Source organism: Nonomuraea sp. NPDC001831, from assembly GCF_042892035.1.
Classification (GTDB): Bacteria; Actinomycetota; Actinomycetes; order Streptosporangiales; family Streptosporangiaceae; genus Nonomuraea.
The window spans coordinates 715251-731092 of record NZ_JBIATU010000003.1 but is presented as its reverse complement, the minus strand read 5'-3'; the positions used below and the strand labels follow the sequence as shown (position 1 = coordinate 731092).

16 protein-coding genes are annotated in these 15842 nt (G+C 73.5%); 11 read left to right on the top strand and 5 right to left on the bottom strand.

Annotation, left to right across the window (positions count from 1 at the left end; genetic code table 11):
- Window positions 1-9 precede the first annotated feature (9 nt).
- The 3 genes from ACFYYW_RS14110 to ACFYYW_RS14100 are packed head-to-tail and all read left to right on the top strand — an operon-like array spanning window position 10 to window position 3212.
- The gene (locus tag ACFYYW_RS14110) at window positions 10-1470 is read left to right on the top strand and encodes an aldehyde dehydrogenase (RefSeq protein WP_387648478.1); all 1461 of its coding nucleotides are present in this window, start codon (window positions 10-12) and stop codon (window positions 1468-1470) included.
- A complete protein-coding gene (locus tag ACFYYW_RS14105) occupies window positions 1463-2371 on the top strand; it encodes a 3,4-dihydroxyphenylacetate 2,3-dioxygenase (RefSeq protein ID WP_352326645.1) in 909 nt (302 codons plus the stop codon). Before ACFYYW_RS14110 ends, ACFYYW_RS14105 begins: the two co-directional genes overlap by 8 nt.
- Window positions 2364-3212 (top strand): fumarylacetoacetate hydrolase family protein, encoded by an 849-nt coding sequence (locus tag ACFYYW_RS14100; RefSeq protein ID WP_387648474.1) that lies wholly within the window; start codon window positions 2364-2366, stop codon window positions 3210-3212. Before ACFYYW_RS14105 ends, ACFYYW_RS14100 begins: the two co-directional genes overlap by 8 nt.
- A 45-nt stretch (window positions 3213-3257) precedes the next feature.
- Here the strand turns inward: ACFYYW_RS14100 and ACFYYW_RS14095 are convergent, their stop codons facing one another.
- Genes ACFYYW_RS14095 through ACFYYW_RS14085 form a run of 3 tightly spaced genes read right to left on the bottom strand, consistent with a single transcriptional unit; the run spans window position 3258 to window position 5876 of the window.
- A complete protein-coding gene (locus ACFYYW_RS14095; protein ID WP_387648471.1) occupies window positions 3258-3698 on the bottom strand; it encodes a GNAT family N-acetyltransferase in 441 nt (146 codons plus the stop codon).
- Window positions 3676-4401 carry a gamma-glutamyl-gamma-aminobutyrate hydrolase family protein gene (locus tag ACFYYW_RS14090; protein WP_387648469.1) on the bottom strand — a complete coding sequence of 242 codons (726 nt, stop codon included), beginning with the start codon at window positions 4399-4401 and terminating at the stop codon, window positions 3676-3678. Before ACFYYW_RS14090 ends, ACFYYW_RS14095 begins: the two co-directional genes overlap by 23 nt.
- Complete coding sequence (locus ACFYYW_RS14085) at window positions 4398-5876, bottom strand: aldehyde dehydrogenase (protein WP_387648466.1); 1479 nt, start codon at window positions 5874-5876, stop codon at window positions 4398-4400. The genes ACFYYW_RS14090 and ACFYYW_RS14085 overlap by 4 nt, the downstream gene beginning before the upstream one ends.
- Window positions 5877-6103: 227 nt before the next feature.
- Here ACFYYW_RS14085 and ACFYYW_RS14080 point away from each other — a divergent pair, with 227 nt between their 5' ends.
- Complete coding sequence (locus ACFYYW_RS14080; protein ID WP_387648463.1) at window positions 6104-6754, top strand: hypothetical protein; 651 nt, start codon at window positions 6104-6106, stop codon at window positions 6752-6754.
- Between the two features lie 105 nt (window positions 6755-6859).
- On the opposite strand, the gene ACFYYW_RS14075 is transcribed toward ACFYYW_RS14080, so the two are convergent.
- Window positions 6860-7792, bottom strand: a complete 933-nt coding sequence (locus ACFYYW_RS14075; protein ID WP_387648460.1) for a polysaccharide deacetylase family protein — start codon at window positions 7790-7792, stop codon at window positions 6860-6862.
- Between the two features lie 204 nt (window positions 7793-7996).
- Between ACFYYW_RS14075 and ACFYYW_RS14070 the strand changes: the two genes are divergently transcribed.
- From ACFYYW_RS14070 to ACFYYW_RS14040, 7 genes are all read left to right on the top strand, one after another.
- Window positions 7997-9175: an Ig-like domain-containing protein gene (locus tag ACFYYW_RS14070; protein ID WP_387648457.1), complete on the top strand. Its 1179-nt coding sequence runs from the start codon at window positions 7997-7999 to the stop codon at window positions 9173-9175.
- A gap of 81 nt (window positions 9176-9256) precedes the next feature.
- A complete protein-coding gene (locus ACFYYW_RS14065) occupies window positions 9257-9946 on the top strand; it encodes a hypothetical protein (protein ID WP_387648455.1) in 690 nt (229 codons plus the stop codon).
- Window positions 9947-10173: 227 nt separating this feature from the next.
- On the top strand, window positions 10174-11193 hold the full coding sequence (locus ACFYYW_RS14060) for an ABC transporter substrate-binding protein (protein ID WP_387648453.1): 1020 nt from the start codon (window positions 10174-10176) through the stop codon (window positions 11191-11193).
- Window positions 11190-12026 (top strand): ABC transporter ATP-binding protein, encoded by an 837-nt coding sequence (locus ACFYYW_RS14055; RefSeq protein WP_352324581.1) that lies wholly within the window; start codon window positions 11190-11192, stop codon window positions 12024-12026. Before ACFYYW_RS14060 ends, ACFYYW_RS14055 begins: the two co-directional genes overlap by 4 nt.
- A complete protein-coding gene (locus tag ACFYYW_RS14050) occupies window positions 12019-13032 on the top strand; it encodes an ABC transporter permease subunit (protein ID WP_387648449.1) in 1014 nt (337 codons plus the stop codon). Before ACFYYW_RS14055 ends, ACFYYW_RS14050 begins: the two co-directional genes overlap by 8 nt.
- Window positions 13029-14360: an LLM class flavin-dependent oxidoreductase gene (locus ACFYYW_RS14045; RefSeq protein ID WP_387648446.1), complete on the top strand. Its 1332-nt coding sequence runs from the start codon at window positions 13029-13031 to the stop codon at window positions 14358-14360. The genes ACFYYW_RS14050 and ACFYYW_RS14045 overlap by 4 nt, the downstream gene beginning before the upstream one ends.
- The gene (locus tag ACFYYW_RS14040; protein WP_387648443.1) at window positions 14357-14884 is read left to right on the top strand and encodes an NADPH-dependent FMN reductase; all 528 of its coding nucleotides are present in this window, start codon (window positions 14357-14359) and stop codon (window positions 14882-14884) included. Before ACFYYW_RS14045 ends, ACFYYW_RS14040 begins: the two co-directional genes overlap by 4 nt.
- 145 nt (window positions 14885-15029) lie before the next feature.
- Here the strand turns inward: ACFYYW_RS14040 and ACFYYW_RS14035 are convergent, their stop codons facing one another.
- Window positions 15030-15824, bottom strand: coding sequence for an SDR family oxidoreductase (locus ACFYYW_RS14035; RefSeq protein WP_352324586.1), 795 nt, complete (start codon window positions 15822-15824; stop codon window positions 15030-15032).
- Between the last annotated feature and the right edge of the window lie 18 nt (window positions 15825-15842).

Below are 15842 nucleotides of genomic sequence, written 5' to 3'. Positions count from 1 at the left end.
GCACCCGACATGTCCGAACAGATCACCGTCGCCGGGGTCACCGTCGACACCCGCCACTGGATCGGCGGCCGGCGCGTCGCCTCCGCGCGCACGTTCACCGACCTCTCGCCCATCGACGGCGCCGCGCTCGGCGAGATCGCCCGCGGCGGCCCCGACGAGGTGCACGCCGCCGTCACCGCCGCCCAGGACGCCTTCCCCGGCTGGGCCGCCACCCCGCGCGCCGGCCGGGCCGCCGTGCTGCGGGCCGTCGCCGACGGCGTCGAGAAGCGGCTGGAGGAGCTGGCCGCCGTCGAGACCTGCGACAACGGCGCCCTGCTGCGCTCGCACCGCCGCGGCGTCATGCCCCGCGTGGCGCACAACTTCCGCTTCTTCGCCGACTGGCTGGAGAGCCTCGGCCACGACGACTTCGACACCCGCGGCCACGCCAACCACGTCTCCTGGGACCCGGCCGGCCCCTGCGCCCTGATCACGCCGTGGAACGCGCCCCTCATGCTGGCCACCTGGAAGATCGCCCCCGCGCTCGCCGCCGGGAACACAGTGGTGCTCAAGCCTGCCGAGTGGTCGCCGCTCACCGCCTCCCTGCTGGCCGACATCGCCGCCGCGGCCGGGCTGCCGGACGGCGTGCTCAACGTCGTCCAGGGGTTCGGCGAGGAGGCCGGGCAGGCCCTGGTCGAGCACCACGGCGTGCGCCGCGTCAGCTTCACCGGCTCGGTGCCGACCGCGCGGCGCATCGCCCGCTCGGCCGCCGCCAACCTCACCCCGCTCAGCCTGGAGCTGGGCGGCAAGTCGCCGCTGCTGGTCTTCGCCGACGCCGACCTCGACCTCGCCGTGGACCTGGCCGTCGAGCAGTACGACAACGCCGGGCAGGTCTGCCTGGCCGCCACCCGGCTGCTGGTCGAGGCGCCGATCGCCGAGGAGTTCGTCCGCCGCTTCACCGAGCGGGCCGCGGCCCTGGTCCAGGGCGACCCGCGGAACGAGGCCACCGACGTCGGCCCCAACATCCACCCGCGCCAGGTGGAGAAGATCGACGGGTTCGTCCGCCGGGCCCTCGCGGCCGGGGCCCGCGCCGTCATCGGCGGCGAGCGCGGGGACGGCCTGTACTACCGGCCCACCCTGCTCACCGACGTGGCCCAGGACAGCGAGATCGTCCAGGAGGAGGTCTTCGGCCCGGTGCTCACGCTCCAGACGTTCGAGACCGAGGAGGAGGCCGTCCGGCTGGCCAACGACACCCGTTTCGGCCTGGCCGCCACCGTCGCGACCGGCGACCGCGAGCGCGCCCGCCGGGTCACCGAGCAACTGGTCGCGGGCACGGTCTGGGTCAACTGCTTCTTCGTGCGCGACCTGCGCGCGCCCTTCGGCGGTTCCCGCGAGTCCGGCGTCGGCCGCGAGGGCGGCACCTGGAGCTTCGACTTCTACTGCGACCTGAAGAACACCGTCACCGCGCCGAAGGGCTGGAACGACCATGGGTGAGATCGTCGGGGCGGGCCTGCTCGCGCACGTGCCCACCATCGTGCTGCCCGAGCGCACCCGGCTGGAGCTGAACGAGGGCAAGGAGATCAGCCTCGTCACCGGCCTGCGCGAGCTGCGCAGGGACGTCTTCGAGCGCGACGACTACGACACCGTCGTGGTGCTGGACTCCCACTGGGCCACCACGGTCGAGTTCGTGGTCACCGCGCAGGCGCGCCGGGCCGGGCTGTACACCTCCGAGGAGCTGCCGCGCGGCATGTGCCGGATGCCGTACGACTTCCCCGGCGACCCCGAGCTGGCCCGCAGCGTGGCCTCCTTCGCGGGCCGGCACGGCACCTGGATCACCCCCATCGACGACGAGTACCTGCCGATCTACTACGCCACCACCAACCTGTGGAAGTACCTCGGCGAGGGCCTGCCCGCCAAGCGCTGGGTGAGCATCGGCGTCTGCCAGACCGGCGACATGGAGGACCACCTGCGGCTCGGCCGCGCGCTGGCCGACGGCGTCGCGGCCACCGACCGCCGGGTGCTGGTGATCGCCTCCGGCGCGCTGTCGCACACGTTCTGGCCGCTGCGCGAGCTGCGCGACCACGAGTCCAGCGACCCGCGGCACGTCTTCACCCCCGAGGCCCGCGCCGCCGACCTGCGGCGCATCGAATGGTTCCGGCAGGGCCGGCACGACGAGGTGCTGCGCACGATGCCGGAGTTCCGGACGTACAAGCCCGAGGCCCGCTTCCACCACTACGTCATGCTGGCCGGCGCCCTCGGCGAGGAGCGCTGCACGGCCCCCGCCCGCCAGTACGGCGAGTACGAGAACTCCGTCGGCACCGGCCAGGCCCTGCTCTGGTTCGACCGCCCGTCCGGCGGCTGGACCGCACCCCGACAGGAGAACGCCCATGCCTGAGTACCGCCGCGTCCTGCTGGACGGCGCCGTCACCGAGACCGTCCGCGACGGGGACGACCTCGTCGCCGCGGACGGCCGCCGGATCGGCGCCGACGAGGCCGCGCACCTGCCGCCGGTCGTCCCCACGAAGATCATCGCGGTGCACCTCAACCACCGCAGCCGGGTCGAGGAGTTCCGCACCCGGCTGCCGGACGCGCCGACCTACTTCCACAAGCCCACCTCCTCGCTCAACTCCCACCGGGGCGCGGTCGTGCGGCCCGAGGGCTGCAAGTGGCTCAACTACGAGGGCGAGATCGCCATCGTCATCGGGCGGACCTGCCGCAACATCGCCCCCTCCGAGGCCGGCGCGCACATCGCGGGCTACACCGTGGCCAACGACTTCGGGCTGCACGACTTCCGCGACACCGACGCCGGCTCCATGCTGCGCGTCAAGGGCTCCGACACGCTCTGCCCGCTCGGCCCCGGCCTGGTGACCGGCTGGGACTTCCGCGGCAAACGCCTGCGCACGTACGTCAACGGCGAGGTCGTCCAGGACGGCAACACCGACGAGATGACCTGGGACATGCACTACCTGGTCGCCGACATCGCCCGGACGATCACCCTCTTCCCCGGCGACGTGCTGCTGTCGGGCACCCCGGCGGGCTCGCGGCCCGTCCGGCCGGGGGACGTCGTCGAGGTCGAGGCCGAAGGGCTCGGCCGGCTGACCAACCACGTCGTGACCGGGCCGGTGCCGATCCGCTCCGACGTCGGCGCGCAGCCGACGGAGTCGGAGGAGGTGCGCTCGACCGCGCTCGGCGGCGACTGGGAGTTCCGCGGCGTCCGCCCGCCGCGCCGCTCGTGAGCCGCCCGTGAGCCGCCCGGGGCGGCGGCCGGCCGCCCCGGGCGCTCACAGGGGGTGGCTGAGGATGCGGCGGCCCTCGTCGCGGAAGCCGCGCTTGCCGTAGTAGGCGAACAGGTGGCTCACGTCGGCGCCGTTCGGGGCGATCACGACCTCCAGGGCCGTGCAGCCCCGGCCGGCGGCCCACCGGCGGCTGTCCTCGATCAGCCGCTCCGCCTCGCCCCGCCGCCGCGCCTCCGGCGCGACGAACAGGTCCTCCAGCTCGGCGTACAGCCCCTGCTCCAGCCCGAACGTGGTGGTGGTGATGCCGAACGCGACCAGCCGGCCCGCGCTCTCGCTCACCGCCACCCGGACGCCGGGCTCGGCGATCAGCCTGGCGAGGTTGGCCTTCAGCGTCTGCGCCGGGGTGGTGAAGCCGTCCTCGGCGTAGAAGGCGACGGCGAGGTCGTGGAGTGCGGGCAGGTCGTCAGGGACGGCGGCGCGGATCATGGCAGCCATGATGCCCCGACTCGCGGACGAGCGCGTCGAACAGGGCCTGCTGGGCCGGATCACGGTGGGCGGTGTCCTCCGGATGCCACTGCACGGCGGTGAACCAGCCGGGCGCGCCGCCGTGCTCAAGGGCCTCCACCGTGCCGTCGGCGGCGTGCGCGGCGGAGGACAGGCCGTCGCCGAGCCGCTCGACGCGCTGGTGGTGGAAGCAGGACGCCTCCAGCTTCGCCGTGCCGGCCGCGCGTTCCAGCAGGGTGCCGGGGCGCAGCGACACCGGGTGCATGACGTGCCGGTGGCCGCCCTCGGGGCCGCCCATGTCCTGCTCCAGCGTGCCGCCGAGGGCCACGTTGACGACCTGCAGGCCGCGGCAGATCGCCAGCGTGGGCAGCCCGGCGGCCAGGGCGTGGCGGGCCAGGGCCAGGTCGAAGGCGTCCTGGTCGTCGTCCACGTCGTAGACGTCCGCGTGGGTGTCGGGGGCGCCGTAGCGGTGGGGGGCGACGTCGCCGCCGCCGGGCAGGAGCAGGCCGTCGAACCTGGCCATCCGGCCCGCCACGTCGTCCGCGGCCGCCGGATGGATGGTCGCCGGTTCGCCGCCCGCCCGCCACACGGCCTCCACCAGGGCGCGGGCGCTCACCTCTGCGGCGTAGCGCAGGGCCGAGGCGGTGGCGGAGAAGCGGGCGGGGATCGCGATCAGGGGTCTCACAGCTGGATCCAGGTGGTCTTGAGCTCGGTGTACTTCTCCAGCGCGTGCGCCGACTTGTCGCGGCCGTTGCCCGACTGCCGCATGCCGCCGAAGGGCACGGTCAGGTCGCCCTCCTCGTAGCAGTTGACCCAGACGGTGCCCGCCCGCAGCGCGCGGGCGACGCGGTGCGCGGTGCCCAGGTCGGAGGTCCACAGGCCGGCCGCGAGGCCGTACTCGGTGTCGTTGGCCAGGCGGACGGCCTCCTCGACGTCGTCGAAGGCCAGCACGGACAGCACCGGGCCGAAGATCTCCTCCCTGGCCAGCCGGGAGCCGGGGTCCACCCGGTCGAAGACGGTGGGTTCGAGGTAGGCGCCGCCGGTGCCGGCCAGGATGCGGCCGCCGCCCGTACGCAGCCGCGCGCCCTCGGCGAGACCCGCCTCGACGTGGCCGCGCACCCGTTCCAGGTGGGCCTCGCCGACCAGGGCGCCCATCTCCGTGGCCGGGTCGAGCGGGTCGCCGACGCGCAGCGCGCGGGCCCGGGCGACCACGGCCTCCGTCACCCGGTCGGCCACCGACCGGTGGACCAGCAGGCGGGACGGCGCGGTGCACATCTCGCCCTGGTTGAAGAAGACGCCCCAGGCGGCGGTGGCCGCGGCGGCCTCCAGGTCGGGGGCGTCGGGAAGGATGATGTTGGGCGACTTGCCGCCCAGCTCCAGCCACACGCGCTTGAGGTTGGAGTCGGCCGAGTAACGCAGGAAGTGCCGTCCGACGGCGGTGGAGCCGGTGAAGGCCAGCACGTCCACGCCGGGGTGCAGGCCGAGCGCCCGCCCGGCGGTGGGGCCGTCGCCGGCGACCACGTTGAGCACGCCCGGCGGCAGCCCGGCCTCGGTGGCCAGCCGCCCCAGCTCCAGGGCCGACAGCGGCGACAGCTCCGACGGCTTCAGCACGACGGTGCACCCCGCTGCCAGGGCGGGGGCCACCTTCCACGAGGCCAGCGTGAGCGGGAAGTTCCACGGCACGACCGCGCCGACGACGCCGGCGGGCTCGCGGGTGACCAGCGCGAGGGCGTCGGCGGGCACGTGCGGGGCCTCGTCGGCCAGTTTGCCGGCCAGCTCGCCGTACCAGCGGAAGGTGGTGATCGCGGCGCGCAGCTCGATGTCGTGCGCGTCGGTGATCGGCTTGCCCATCTCCAGGCTGACGAGCAGCGCCAGGTGCTCGCGCCGCTCCTCGATCAGGGACGCCAGCCGCACCAGCGCCCGCCCGCGCTCGGCGGGCGCCATCCGCGGCCACGGGCCCGAGTCGAACGCCCGCCGCGCCGCCGACACCGCGAGCCCGACCTCCGCCTCGCCGCCGTCGGCCACCTCGGCCAGCACCCGGCCGTCGCGCGGCGAGCGCACCGTGAAGGACGCGCCGCCGGGCTCGTCGGCGCCGTCGATGTGGTGCGCGGACGGCGGCGCGACCGCCGCGGCCCGGCTCAGCCATTCCTCGTGGGTCACGACGTGCCCCGCTCGCCGGTGGCCACGTGTTGTTCGGTGGCGAACGTCTGGTCGAGCGTCGGCATGTCGCCGTTGACCGGCATCGTCGGCCCTTCTGTCGCGGACGGGTGCTCCGAAAATGTACGGGCCCAAACGATCGGCCGTCAATGGCCTGCCGCCGCGCGCGGGGAACCGGGCCCGGCTCCCCGCTCGTTGGCCGGTCGTCACCCCGATTCCGTGGAGGATCCTTGTTACGACTCGCCTGCCTCGCGCTCGTCGCCGCGCTGACCGCCGGGTGCACCGTCGCCGACACCGGCCCGCCGGCCTCGCCGGAGGAGACCGAAGAGGTCATCGACGACGAGCCCGACGGCGGGTCCGACGACGGGTCCGACGGCGGGTCCGACGCCGCGGCCCAGGACGGGGCCGCCCGCATCGCCGTCTGCGTGGACACCGGCACGCAGACCAGGGCCGACTACCGCCCGTGCGAGGACGAGCGCCGCGGCTACGCGTGGTACTTCTACGCCGGCGACGCCACCGTCCCCGCGGTGGGGAAGCGGGCCGACGGCGGCACGTACGAGGACCCCGGGGACGACGAGCTCACCAAGGCGTCGCCGCAGGGCGGCCCCGGCGCCGAGACGGCCATCGAGACGCCCTCGGAGTGGGTCGAGGTGTGCGTCGCGAAGCCGTCCCGGCGGCGCGTGGTCAACAACTTCTGCGAGGACCGGCAGGGCGGCTACGGCTGGTACTACATCGCCATCGACGGCCGCGTGCCGCCCGTCGGCGAGCGGGCCGACAACGGCGCCTTCAGGTTCTACGGCGGCGACAGCTACCGGGCCCGCGAGTCGGGCGGCGACGCGGCGGACGCCGCGATCGGCTACGAGGAGACCGTCGAGGAGTGACCCCCGCGGGCCGGAGGGGGCGCGGGGACGGCAGGACGGGCCGGCGGTTCGCGGGGACGGCAGGACGGGCCGGCGGTTCGCGGGGACGGCAAGGCGGGCCGGCCGCTACCTGGGGCCGCCGGAGAGCCCGCGGGCGTTGTGGACGATCTTCGGCGGCCGGCCGCCGAACAGCTCGCTGACCGTGACGAAGCGGTAGCCGCGGGCGGACAGGCCCTTCAGCACCCGCGGGAGGGCCTTGACCGTGGTCGGGTGGATGTCGTGGAACAGGATGACGCTGCCGGGGCGGACCCGCTTGAGCGAGACGCGGGCCACTCTGGCGCTGTCGCGGTAGCGCCAGTCGAGGGTGTCCACGCTCCACAGGACCAGCGGCCGGTGCGCCTGCCGCCGCACGTCGCGGTCCGTCGCGCCGTACGGGGGGCGTACCAGGCCGGGCACGACGCCCGCGGCGGACTTCACGGCCTGGTCGGTGCGGGCGAGCTGGGACCTGATCGCGGCCGGCGACAGCCTGGTCAGGTCGGGGTGGGACCAGGTGTGGTTGCCCAGCTCGTGCCCCGCCTCGGCCGTGCGGCGCACCACGTCGGGGTGGACGCCGACGTTCCGGCCGACGACGAAGAACGTGGCGTGGGCCCGGTACTTCGCCAGGTGGCGCAGCAGCGTCCCGGTGTAGGGGCCCGGGCCGTCGTCGAAGGTGAGCGCCACGCACTTGACCTTGCGGCAGTCGGGCTTGTCCACCTCGACGGGCTCGGCGGGCCTGGCGGGCTCAGTGGGCTCGGCAGGCCCGGTGGGCTCGGCGGACGGCCCGGTCCGGTCCGGCCGGTGGCCGGGCTTGTGGTCCGGCGTGTGACCGGGTCTGTGGTCGGGCTTCGGCGCGGGGGAGGCCGACGGCGCCGGGTGGGCGGGGGCCGGGTGGGTGGGGGAGGGCGTGGGGCCGGCGGGGGTGGCCCCGGTGAGCGCGGTCGTGACGGCCAGTGTCGCCGCGGTCATCCCGATACCGGACAGGTACCGCTTCATGCCGCCGTTCATGACGTTCCCCCTCATGCACCGCCCCCGGTGCGTCATCCCCTGAGAACGGCCCAGAAGGACCGTTCCACAGAGTTGGACACCAGATCCGCCCGCAAGGTTCGCAAGAGTGCTCCGGATGAAGGTTTCTCCCATGCTCATGGGGCAGAGGTGTCCGCACGTGACAGCACAGACCGTTCAATGAAGAAGCTGACGCCTTGTCAGGCACGGGAGGCATCGAGGATGCGGAACGGCCGGACCAGTACGACGCTCGCCCTCGCGGGGCTCCTGCTCGCCGGATGCGCCTCCGGCGGCGGCGGCGCCCAGCCGGCGGACGGCCCGCGGCAGGCCGAGGGCCCGGTGGCCAAGCTGGCGATCACCCCGGCGGACGGCGCCGAGAAGGTCGCCCCCGACACCGGGATCAGCGTGCGGGTCACCGGCGGCAAGGTCACCAAGGTGACCGTCGCCGACGCCAAGGGACGCCAGGTGACCGGCTCGACGGCGGCCGACGGCACCTGGCGGCCACGGTGGCCGCTGCGGCCGGCGACGTCGTACACGGTGAGCGCGCAGGCCACCGGCACCGACGGCAAGGCCGTCACCGGGCGGTCGTCCTTCACCACGCTCAAGCCCAGGAAGGCCCTGCAGAGCGGCATGTCGCCGCTGGACGGCGAGAAGGTCGGCGTCGGGATGCCGGTCCAGCTCCTGCTGTCCCACCCGGTCACCTCCAGGCAGGCCCGCGCGGCGATCGAGCGCTCGCTGGTCGTGGAGATGTCCGAGCCGGTCGAGGGCGCGTGGAGCTGGGTGAGCGACCGCGAGGTGCAGTTCCGGCCGCGCGAGTACTGGCCGGTGGGGGAGAAGGTCAAGGTCGTCGCCCACCTGGCCGGGCTGCGCGCGGGCGAGGACCTGTGGGGGACCAGGGACCGCAGCCTGTCCTTCACCGTCGGCCCCCGGCACGTCACCAAGGTGGACGCCGACCGCCACCGGGCCGTCGTCACCGCGGACGGCAAGGTCGTCCGGACGATCCCCGTCAGCCTGGGCAAACCCGGCGACGACAGCTACTCCGGCATCATGATCGCCCAGGAGAAGGCCGCGGAGACCGTCATGGACTCGGCCACCATCGGGGAGCCGGGCGAGTACCGGATCAAGACCAAGTGGAACGTCCGGATGACCTACAGCGGCACCTTCTTCCACGCCGCGCCCTGGTCGACCGGCGCGCAGGGCAACTCCAACGTCAGCCACGGCTGCGTCAACGCCGGCCCCGCCGACGCCCGCTGGTTCTACGACTTCACCCAGCGCGGCGACGTCATCGAGGTCAAGGGCACCTCACGCAAGCTCCGGTTCGGCAACGGCCCGACCCCGTGGGCCAAGTCGTGGACGGAATGGCTCGCCGGCAGCGCCACGGGCAAGCCCGTGACCGGTTAGACCCCCATCTGAGGGCAGGACCTGCGCGAACATCAGAATGTCGCCTTGCCCGCGGGGGCCCGCACCACGATCATGTCGCCAATGGACGCCGACGTACCCCTGGACTACTACCTGATCTACGCCGCCGACCGTGGCCGCGGAACACTTCCCCTGGGCATCCTGGTCGAGGAGTTCGTGCTCTGCGACGACTACACGGCCGCGGGCATCGACTGCGCGGAATGGACGGCCGAGTGCGGCGAGTGGCGCGAGTCGCCCGGATCCAGCCGGGCCATCCGCGCCGACCCCGCGCTGCGCGACCGGGTGCTGCCCGTGACCCGGCGCGACGCCCGCGAGACCTACTCGATGCTCGGCGGCGGCGCGCTGCCGGAGGAGGCCGAGCTGCGGGCCTTCTTCCAGTACCGCCAGGCGCTGCCCGCCGCGGCCCCGCTCGACCTGGGCGGCTCCCCTTCGGCGCAGACCCGGCGCTACCGCATCCTGTTCGCGGGCGAGCTCGGCGAGCGCGGCCTGGCGAACGTGCGCACGGTCCTGCGCCTGGAGCCGCCGCGCGAGAACCCGCGGGCCAGGATCGCCGGCACCGCCACGGCGACCGCCGCCGGGCACACCTTCACCTGGGAGCTGCGGCGCATCGGCCCCGGCATCGCCTGGTGCCTGGACGTCACCGTACGCCTGAGCGCCGGCCCGCTGGCCGCCATCGGCGCCCTGCTGCACCACCACCGGCAGGCGATCCGCGGCCAGGGCCTGATCCCCGTGACCATCGAACGCTTCGCCTGACGCGGGAGGGCGGGGAAGGGGCGGGGCCAGCTATTCATGTAAAGCCAGTAGGAAATGTTGACTTAGCGTTCCGGGTTCCGTAGCTTCGTACGCATGAGCCCCGGCCTCTACCTGACCCGGCGCCCGCACGTGGACTACGGCCACGTCGCCAGCGCGCAGTGTCGCTGATCACGCACCTCCGGCAGACCTCCCTCCCCCCTGCGCAGTTCTCCCCAGAGGAACTCATCGTGATCAACATCAGACGTGCACTCCTCGCCGTGCTGCTCGCGACCGTGACCGTCGGCTGCGGCGCGGCCGAGGGCTCGGCGAAACCCGGCGAATCGGAGGTGAAGGAGCTTCGCTACCAGGGCAGCGTGGGCGCCGTCACCTTCCCCGAACTGGCCGCGGAGCTCGGCTACCTCGGCGACGTCAAGCTCAAGTGGGTGGGCAACACCACCTCCGGGCCGCAGGACATCCAGTCCGCGGCCACCGGCCAGACCGACTTCGGCGGCGCCTTCAACGGCGCCGTCATCAAGCTCAAGGCGGCCAAGGCCCCGATCAAGGCGGTGATCGGCTACTACGGCTCGGACGAGAAGTCGTTCAGCGGCTACTACGTCAAGGACGACAGCCCCATCAAGACCGCCCGCGACCTCATCGGCAAGAAGATCGGCGTCAACACCCTCGGCGCCCACCACGAGGCCGTGATCAAGGAGTACCTGAAGCGTCAGGGGCTGACGCCGGCCGAGATCGAGCAGGTCCAGCTCGTGGTCATCCCGCCGGTCAACACCGAGCAGGCGCTGCGGCAGGGGCAGCTCGACGTCGGCACGCTCGGCGGCGTGCTCAAGGACAAGGCGCTCGAACGCGGCGGGCTGCGTCCGCTGTTCACCGACGTCGAGCTGTTCGGGCCGTTCACGGCCGGGTCCGTCGTGCTGCGCGAGGACTTCATCGCCAAGAACCCCGGCACCGTCAAGACCTTCGTGGCCGGCTTCGCCAAGGCCATCGCCTGGGCGCAGACCCACCCGCGCGAGGAGGTCGTCGCCAAGTTCGAGCAGATCATCGCCAAGCGCGGGCGCAACGAGACCACCGACGTCGTGAAGTTCTGGAAGAGCACCGGCATCGCGGGCAAGGGCGGCGTCATCGACAGCCGCGAGTTCCAGCGGTGGATCGACTGGCTCCAGCGCGAGGGCGAGATCCGTCCCGGCCAGGTCAAGGTCACCGACCTCTACACCAACGAGTTCAACCCCTACGCGAACGGGAGCGGCTCATGACCGCCACGATCAGCGAGACCGGCGTCCAGACGAAGATCGGCATCCGGAACGTCTCCAAGGAGTTCACGGTCAGGGACGCGGGCGAGCCGTTCACCGCCCTGTCCGGGATCGACCTCGACGTCCGCGAAGGGGAGTTCCTGACGCTCGTCGGGCCGAGCGGCTGCGGCAAGTCCACCCTCCTCGACCTGGTCGCGGGCCTCACCGAGCCGACGTCGGGCCAGATCGTGGTCAACGGCGCGCCCGTCACCGGGCCCGGCCTCGACCGGGGGATCGTCTTCCAGCAGTACGCGCTGTTCCCGTGGCGGACCGCGCTGGCCAACGTGGCCTTCGGGCTGGAGGCCAAGGGCGTGCCCAGGGCCGAGCGTACGGAACGGGCGCGGCGGCACCTGGAACTGGTCGGACTGTCCGGCTTCGAGGACCGCTACCCGCACGAACTGTCGGGCGGCATGCGCCAGCGCGTCGCCATCGCCCGCAGCCTGGCCTTCGACCCCGACGTCCTGCTGATGGACGAGCCGTTCGCCGCGCTCGACGCGCAGACCCGCGAGTCGCTCCAGGAGGAGCTGCTGCGCATCTGGCAGCACACCCGCAAGACCGTCGTGTTCATCACGCACGGCATCGACGAGGCCGTCTACCTGGGGCAACGCGTCGCCGTGATGACCTCCAGGCCCGGCCGGATCAAGGAGATCATCGAGGTGGAGTTCGACTCGCGCGAGGGCGACCTGCGGGCCGACCCGCGTTTCGGCGAGTACCGGCACCACGTGTGGGGGCTGCTGCGCGACGAGGTCGCGGCGGCGCAGGTGCAGGAGCGGAAGGCGGCGATCCGGCATGACTGACGCGCGCGCCGACGAACGGACGCGCCCCGAGGGCGACGTCCACTGGTACGACCTCCCCGACGACGACCCCGACCCCGCCACGCGGGACGAGCCCACCGCTGTCCGGCCCACCGCTGTCCGGCCCACCGCTGTCCGGCCCACCGCTGTCCGGCCCACCGCTGTCCGGCCCACCGAGGGGGAGGACCGGAAGGCGGCGCCGACCGGAACGAGCCGGAAGGCGGCGTCCCCCGCGGCGACGTGGCGGCGGGCGGGCGGGCTGGCGCGGCGGGCGGGGCGGAACTCGGCCGCGATCCTGCTGCTGCTGGCCGCCTGGGAGGCGCTGCCCCGCCTCGGCGTGGTGGACCCCGTGTTCGTGCCCCCGCTGTCGGAGAGCCTGGCCGCCGGCGCTGACCTGCTGCTCACGGGCCGGCTCCCGGAGCACCTGGAGGCGTCGCTGGCGCGCTCGCTGTCCGGGTTCGGGCTGGCGATCGTGCTGGCCATCCCGCTCGGGCTGCTGATCGGCTGGTACAAGCCCGTCGCCGACTTCCTCACCCCGCTGCTGGAGGTGTTCCGCAACACCTCGGCGGTCGCGCTGCTGCCGGTCTTCACGCTCATCCTCGGCATCGGCGAGACGACGAAGGTGGCGTTCGTCCTGTACGCCTGCTCCTGGCCCATCCTGCTCAACACCGTCAGCGGCGTGAAGACCGTCGAACCCCTGCTGATCAAGTCGGCCCGGTCGATGGGCCTCGGCCCGGTGCGGCTGTTCCAGAAGGTGATCCTGCCGGCCGCCGTGCCCACCATCTTCACGGGGGTGCGCCTGGCGGGCGCGTACTCGATCCTCGTCCTGCTGTTCGCCGAGATGGTCGGCGCCAAGGCCGGGCTCGGCTACCTCATCCTCGACGCCCAGTCCAGCTTCCGCATCCCCGACATGTACGCCGGCATCATCACGATCTCCGTGGTCGGCCTGCTGTTCAACCTGCTTCTGATCGGCGTCGAGCGCCGCTTCTCCACCTGGAGGACCACGTGACGAGAAAGCTCCACCTGAACGCCTTCCTCATGGGCGTCGGCCATCACGAGGCCGCCTGGCGGCACCCCCGCACCGAGCCGAGCCGCCTGACCGACGTCCGCCACTACCAGGAGCTGGCCAGGATCGCCGAGCGCGGCAAGCTCGACTCGCTCTTCCTCGCCGACGGCGTGGCGCTGCAGGGCGACGTCCGGCACAACGCGCTCGGCGGGCTGGAGCCGCTCACGCTGCTGGCCGCGCTCGCCTCGGTGACCGACCACATCGGCCTGATCGCGACCGTCTCCACGACCTACAACGAGCCCTTCCACGTGGCGCGCAAGTTCGCCTCCCTCGACCACATCAGCGGCGGCCGGGCCGGCTGGAACATCGTCACCTCCGCCAGCGAGGCCGAGGCGCTCAACTTCGGCGTCGAACGCCCCACGCACGCCGCCCGCTACGCCAGGGCGGACGAGTTCCTGGAGGTCGTCGGCAAGCTCTGGGACAGCTGGGAGGACGACGCCATCCTGGGCGACCGCACCGGCGGCCGCTACGCCGACACCGGCAAGATCCATCCCGTCGAGCACATCGGCCGCCACTTCGCCGTCCGGGGGCCGTTGAACACCTCCCGCTCCCCGCAGGGCCGCCCGCTGCTGGTGCAGGCCGGGTCGTCGGAGGACGGCAAGGAGTTCGCCGCCCGGCACGCCGAGGCCGTCTTCACCGCCCAGCAGACCCTGGAGGAGGGCCAGGAGTTCTACAGCGACCTCAAGCGGCGGGTGGCCGCCCACGGCAGGCAGCCCGGCGACGTGCTCGTCCTGCCCGGCGTCTCGCCGATCATCGGCTCGACCGAACGGGAGGCGCTGCACCTGGAGAAGGAGCTCGAAGACCTGATCATCCCCGCCTACGGCCTGGCCCAGCTCTCCCACCTGACCGGCATCGAGCTGACCGAGGACGACCTCGACCGGCCGCTGCCGGACGTGGCCGTCGAGACCGAGGGCGCCCAGAGCCGGCGCAAGCTCGTCATCGACCTGGCCAGGCGGGAGCGCCTGACGGTCAGGCAACTGCTCAACCGGCTGGCCGGCGGCCGCGGCCACCGCGTGGTCGCCGGGACGCCCGAGCAGATCGCCGACCAGCTCCAGGAGTGGTTCTTCACCGGGGCCGCCGACGGCTTCAACATCATGCCGCCGCTGCTGCCGTCGGGCCTGTCCGACTTCGTGGACCACGTCGTGCCGGAATTGCAGGTCAGGGGCCTGTTCCGGTACGAGTACGAGGGCCGTACCCTCCGCGACAACTACGGCCTGACCCGGCCCGTCTCCCAGTACGCGGCCGGGCTGGCGGCGGCGGTGGCCGGATGAGCGTCGTCGCGCTGGTCGGCAACCCCCGCGAGGGCTCCAGGACGCGGACCGTGGCCGTGGCGGCCGCCGAGGCCGTCGCGCTGCGGCTCGGCCTGCCGGGCGTGCAGGACGTGATCGACCTGTCCGCGCTGGGGCCGCACCTGCTCGCGCCCGGGCCCGCGCCCGGCGTCGAGGTGGCGCTGGAGCTGGTCGCCGAGGCTCGGGTGCTGGTGGTGGCCAGCCCCACCTACAAGGGCACGTACACCGGGCTGCTGAAGGCGTTCCTCGACCGGTTGCGGCCGGAGGCGCTGGCCGGGGTGGCGGCGTTGCCGCTGCTGGTCATGGGCGATCCGAAACACGCGCTGGCGGTCGAGGTGCACCTGCGGCCGCTGCTGGTGGAGCTGGGCGCGACCGTGCCGACGCCGGGGCTCGCGGTGCTGGAGTCGCAGCTGCCCGTGCTGGAGGAGCTGCTGGGCCGCTGGGCGGAGCGGGTCGCGCCGCAGGTGGCCGCGGCCCTCGCGGTCGGCCATCCGGCCACCGCCTGAAGAACGGCAGCCCGTCTGAAGAACCGCGGCCCGTCTCAAGGACGGCGGCCCGCCTGAAGGACGGCGGGCCGGCTGAAGGACCGCGGTGTCATTCGCCTGAGGGCGGGGGGCGCCGCGTGGGTAGCGGGCGGGCGGGGGTGCGGGGTCAACGCCAGTCTCCGGACTGGAGCGCCCCCGCCGCCTGCGGTCCCATCGTGACCAGGCCGCCGTCCACGAACACCGACGAGCCCGTCATGTACGAGGCGGCCGGCGAGGCCAGGAAGGCGATGACCGCGGCGACCTCCCGGGCGTCGCCCGGCCGCGGGATCGGGTAGCCCGGACGGCTCCCGGCCCGCGGCGGCCGGTCCTCCTGCCCGGTCATCGGGGTGGCGATCTCGCCGGGCGCGACCGTGTTGACCGTGATGCCGTGCGCGGCCAGCTCCAGCGCCAGCACCCGGCTGAGCAGCTTCAACCCGCCCTTGGCCGCGCAGTACGGCCCCGCCCCCACCCTCGGGTACTCCTCGTGCACGCTGGTGACGTTCACGATCCGGCCGCCGCGCCCCTCGGCGACCATCCGCCGGGCCGCCCGCTGCGCGCACAGGAACGGCCCGTCCAGGTCCACTGACAACACCGAACGCCAGCGCTCGTAGTCCATGTCGAGCAGCGGCTCCGACGACCCGGTGCCGGCGTTGTTGACCAGCACGCCGAGCCCGCCCAGATCCCCGGCCAGCTCGTCGACGACGTGCGCGGCGCGTACCGGGTCGGTCAGGTCGTGGCGGCGCACGGCCGCCGCCTTGCCCGCCTCCCGTACCAGCGCGGCGGTCTCCCGGGCGCCGTCCTCGTCCTCGTGGTAGGTGATCCCCACGTCGAACCCGTGCTCGGCCAGCAGCACGGCGGTGGCCCTGCCGATGCCGGAGTCGGCGCCCGTGACGACGGCGACCCGGTCGTAGGTGTCGGTCATGCCGTCCCCCTGCCCCGC

Excerpts from the sequence above, each read along its gene's own strand:
- ACFYYW_RS14065 (WP_387648455.1), top strand. The coding sequence starts at position 9,257 with ATGGACGCCGACGTACCCCTGGACTACTACCTGATCTACGCCGCCGAC.
- ACFYYW_RS14075 (WP_387648460.1), bottom strand. The coding sequence starts at position 7,792 with ATGAGGGGGAACGTCATGAACGGCGGCATGAAGCGGTACCTGTCCGGT.
- ACFYYW_RS14105 (WP_352326645.1), top strand. The coding sequence starts at position 1,463 with ATGGGTGAGATCGTCGGGGCGGGCCTGCTCGCGCACGTGCCCACCATC.
- ACFYYW_RS14040 (WP_387648443.1), top strand. The coding sequence starts at position 14,357 with ATGAGCGTCGTCGCGCTGGTCGGCAACCCCCGCGAGGGCTCCAGGACG.
- ACFYYW_RS14055 (WP_352324581.1), top strand. The coding sequence starts at position 11,190 with ATGACCGCCACGATCAGCGAGACCGGCGTCCAGACGAAGATCGGCATC.
- ACFYYW_RS14035 (WP_352324586.1), bottom strand. The coding sequence starts at position 15,824 with ATGACCGACACCTACGACCGGGTCGCCGTCGTCACGGGCGCCGACTCC.
- ACFYYW_RS14100 (WP_387648474.1), top strand. The coding sequence starts at position 2,364 with ATGCCTGAGTACCGCCGCGTCCTGCTGGACGGCGCCGTCACCGAGACC.
- ACFYYW_RS14110 (WP_387648478.1), top strand. The coding sequence starts at position 10 with ATGTCCGAACAGATCACCGTCGCCGGGGTCACCGTCGACACCCGCCAC.
- ACFYYW_RS14070 (WP_387648457.1), top strand. The coding sequence starts at position 7,997 with ATGCGGAACGGCCGGACCAGTACGACGCTCGCCCTCGCGGGGCTCCTG.
- ACFYYW_RS14095 (WP_387648471.1), bottom strand. The coding sequence starts at position 3,698 with ATGATCCGCGCCGCCGTCCCTGACGACCTGCCCGCACTCCACGACCTC.
- ACFYYW_RS14050 (WP_387648449.1), top strand. The coding sequence starts at position 12,019 with ATGACTGACGCGCGCGCCGACGAACGGACGCGCCCCGAGGGCGACGTC.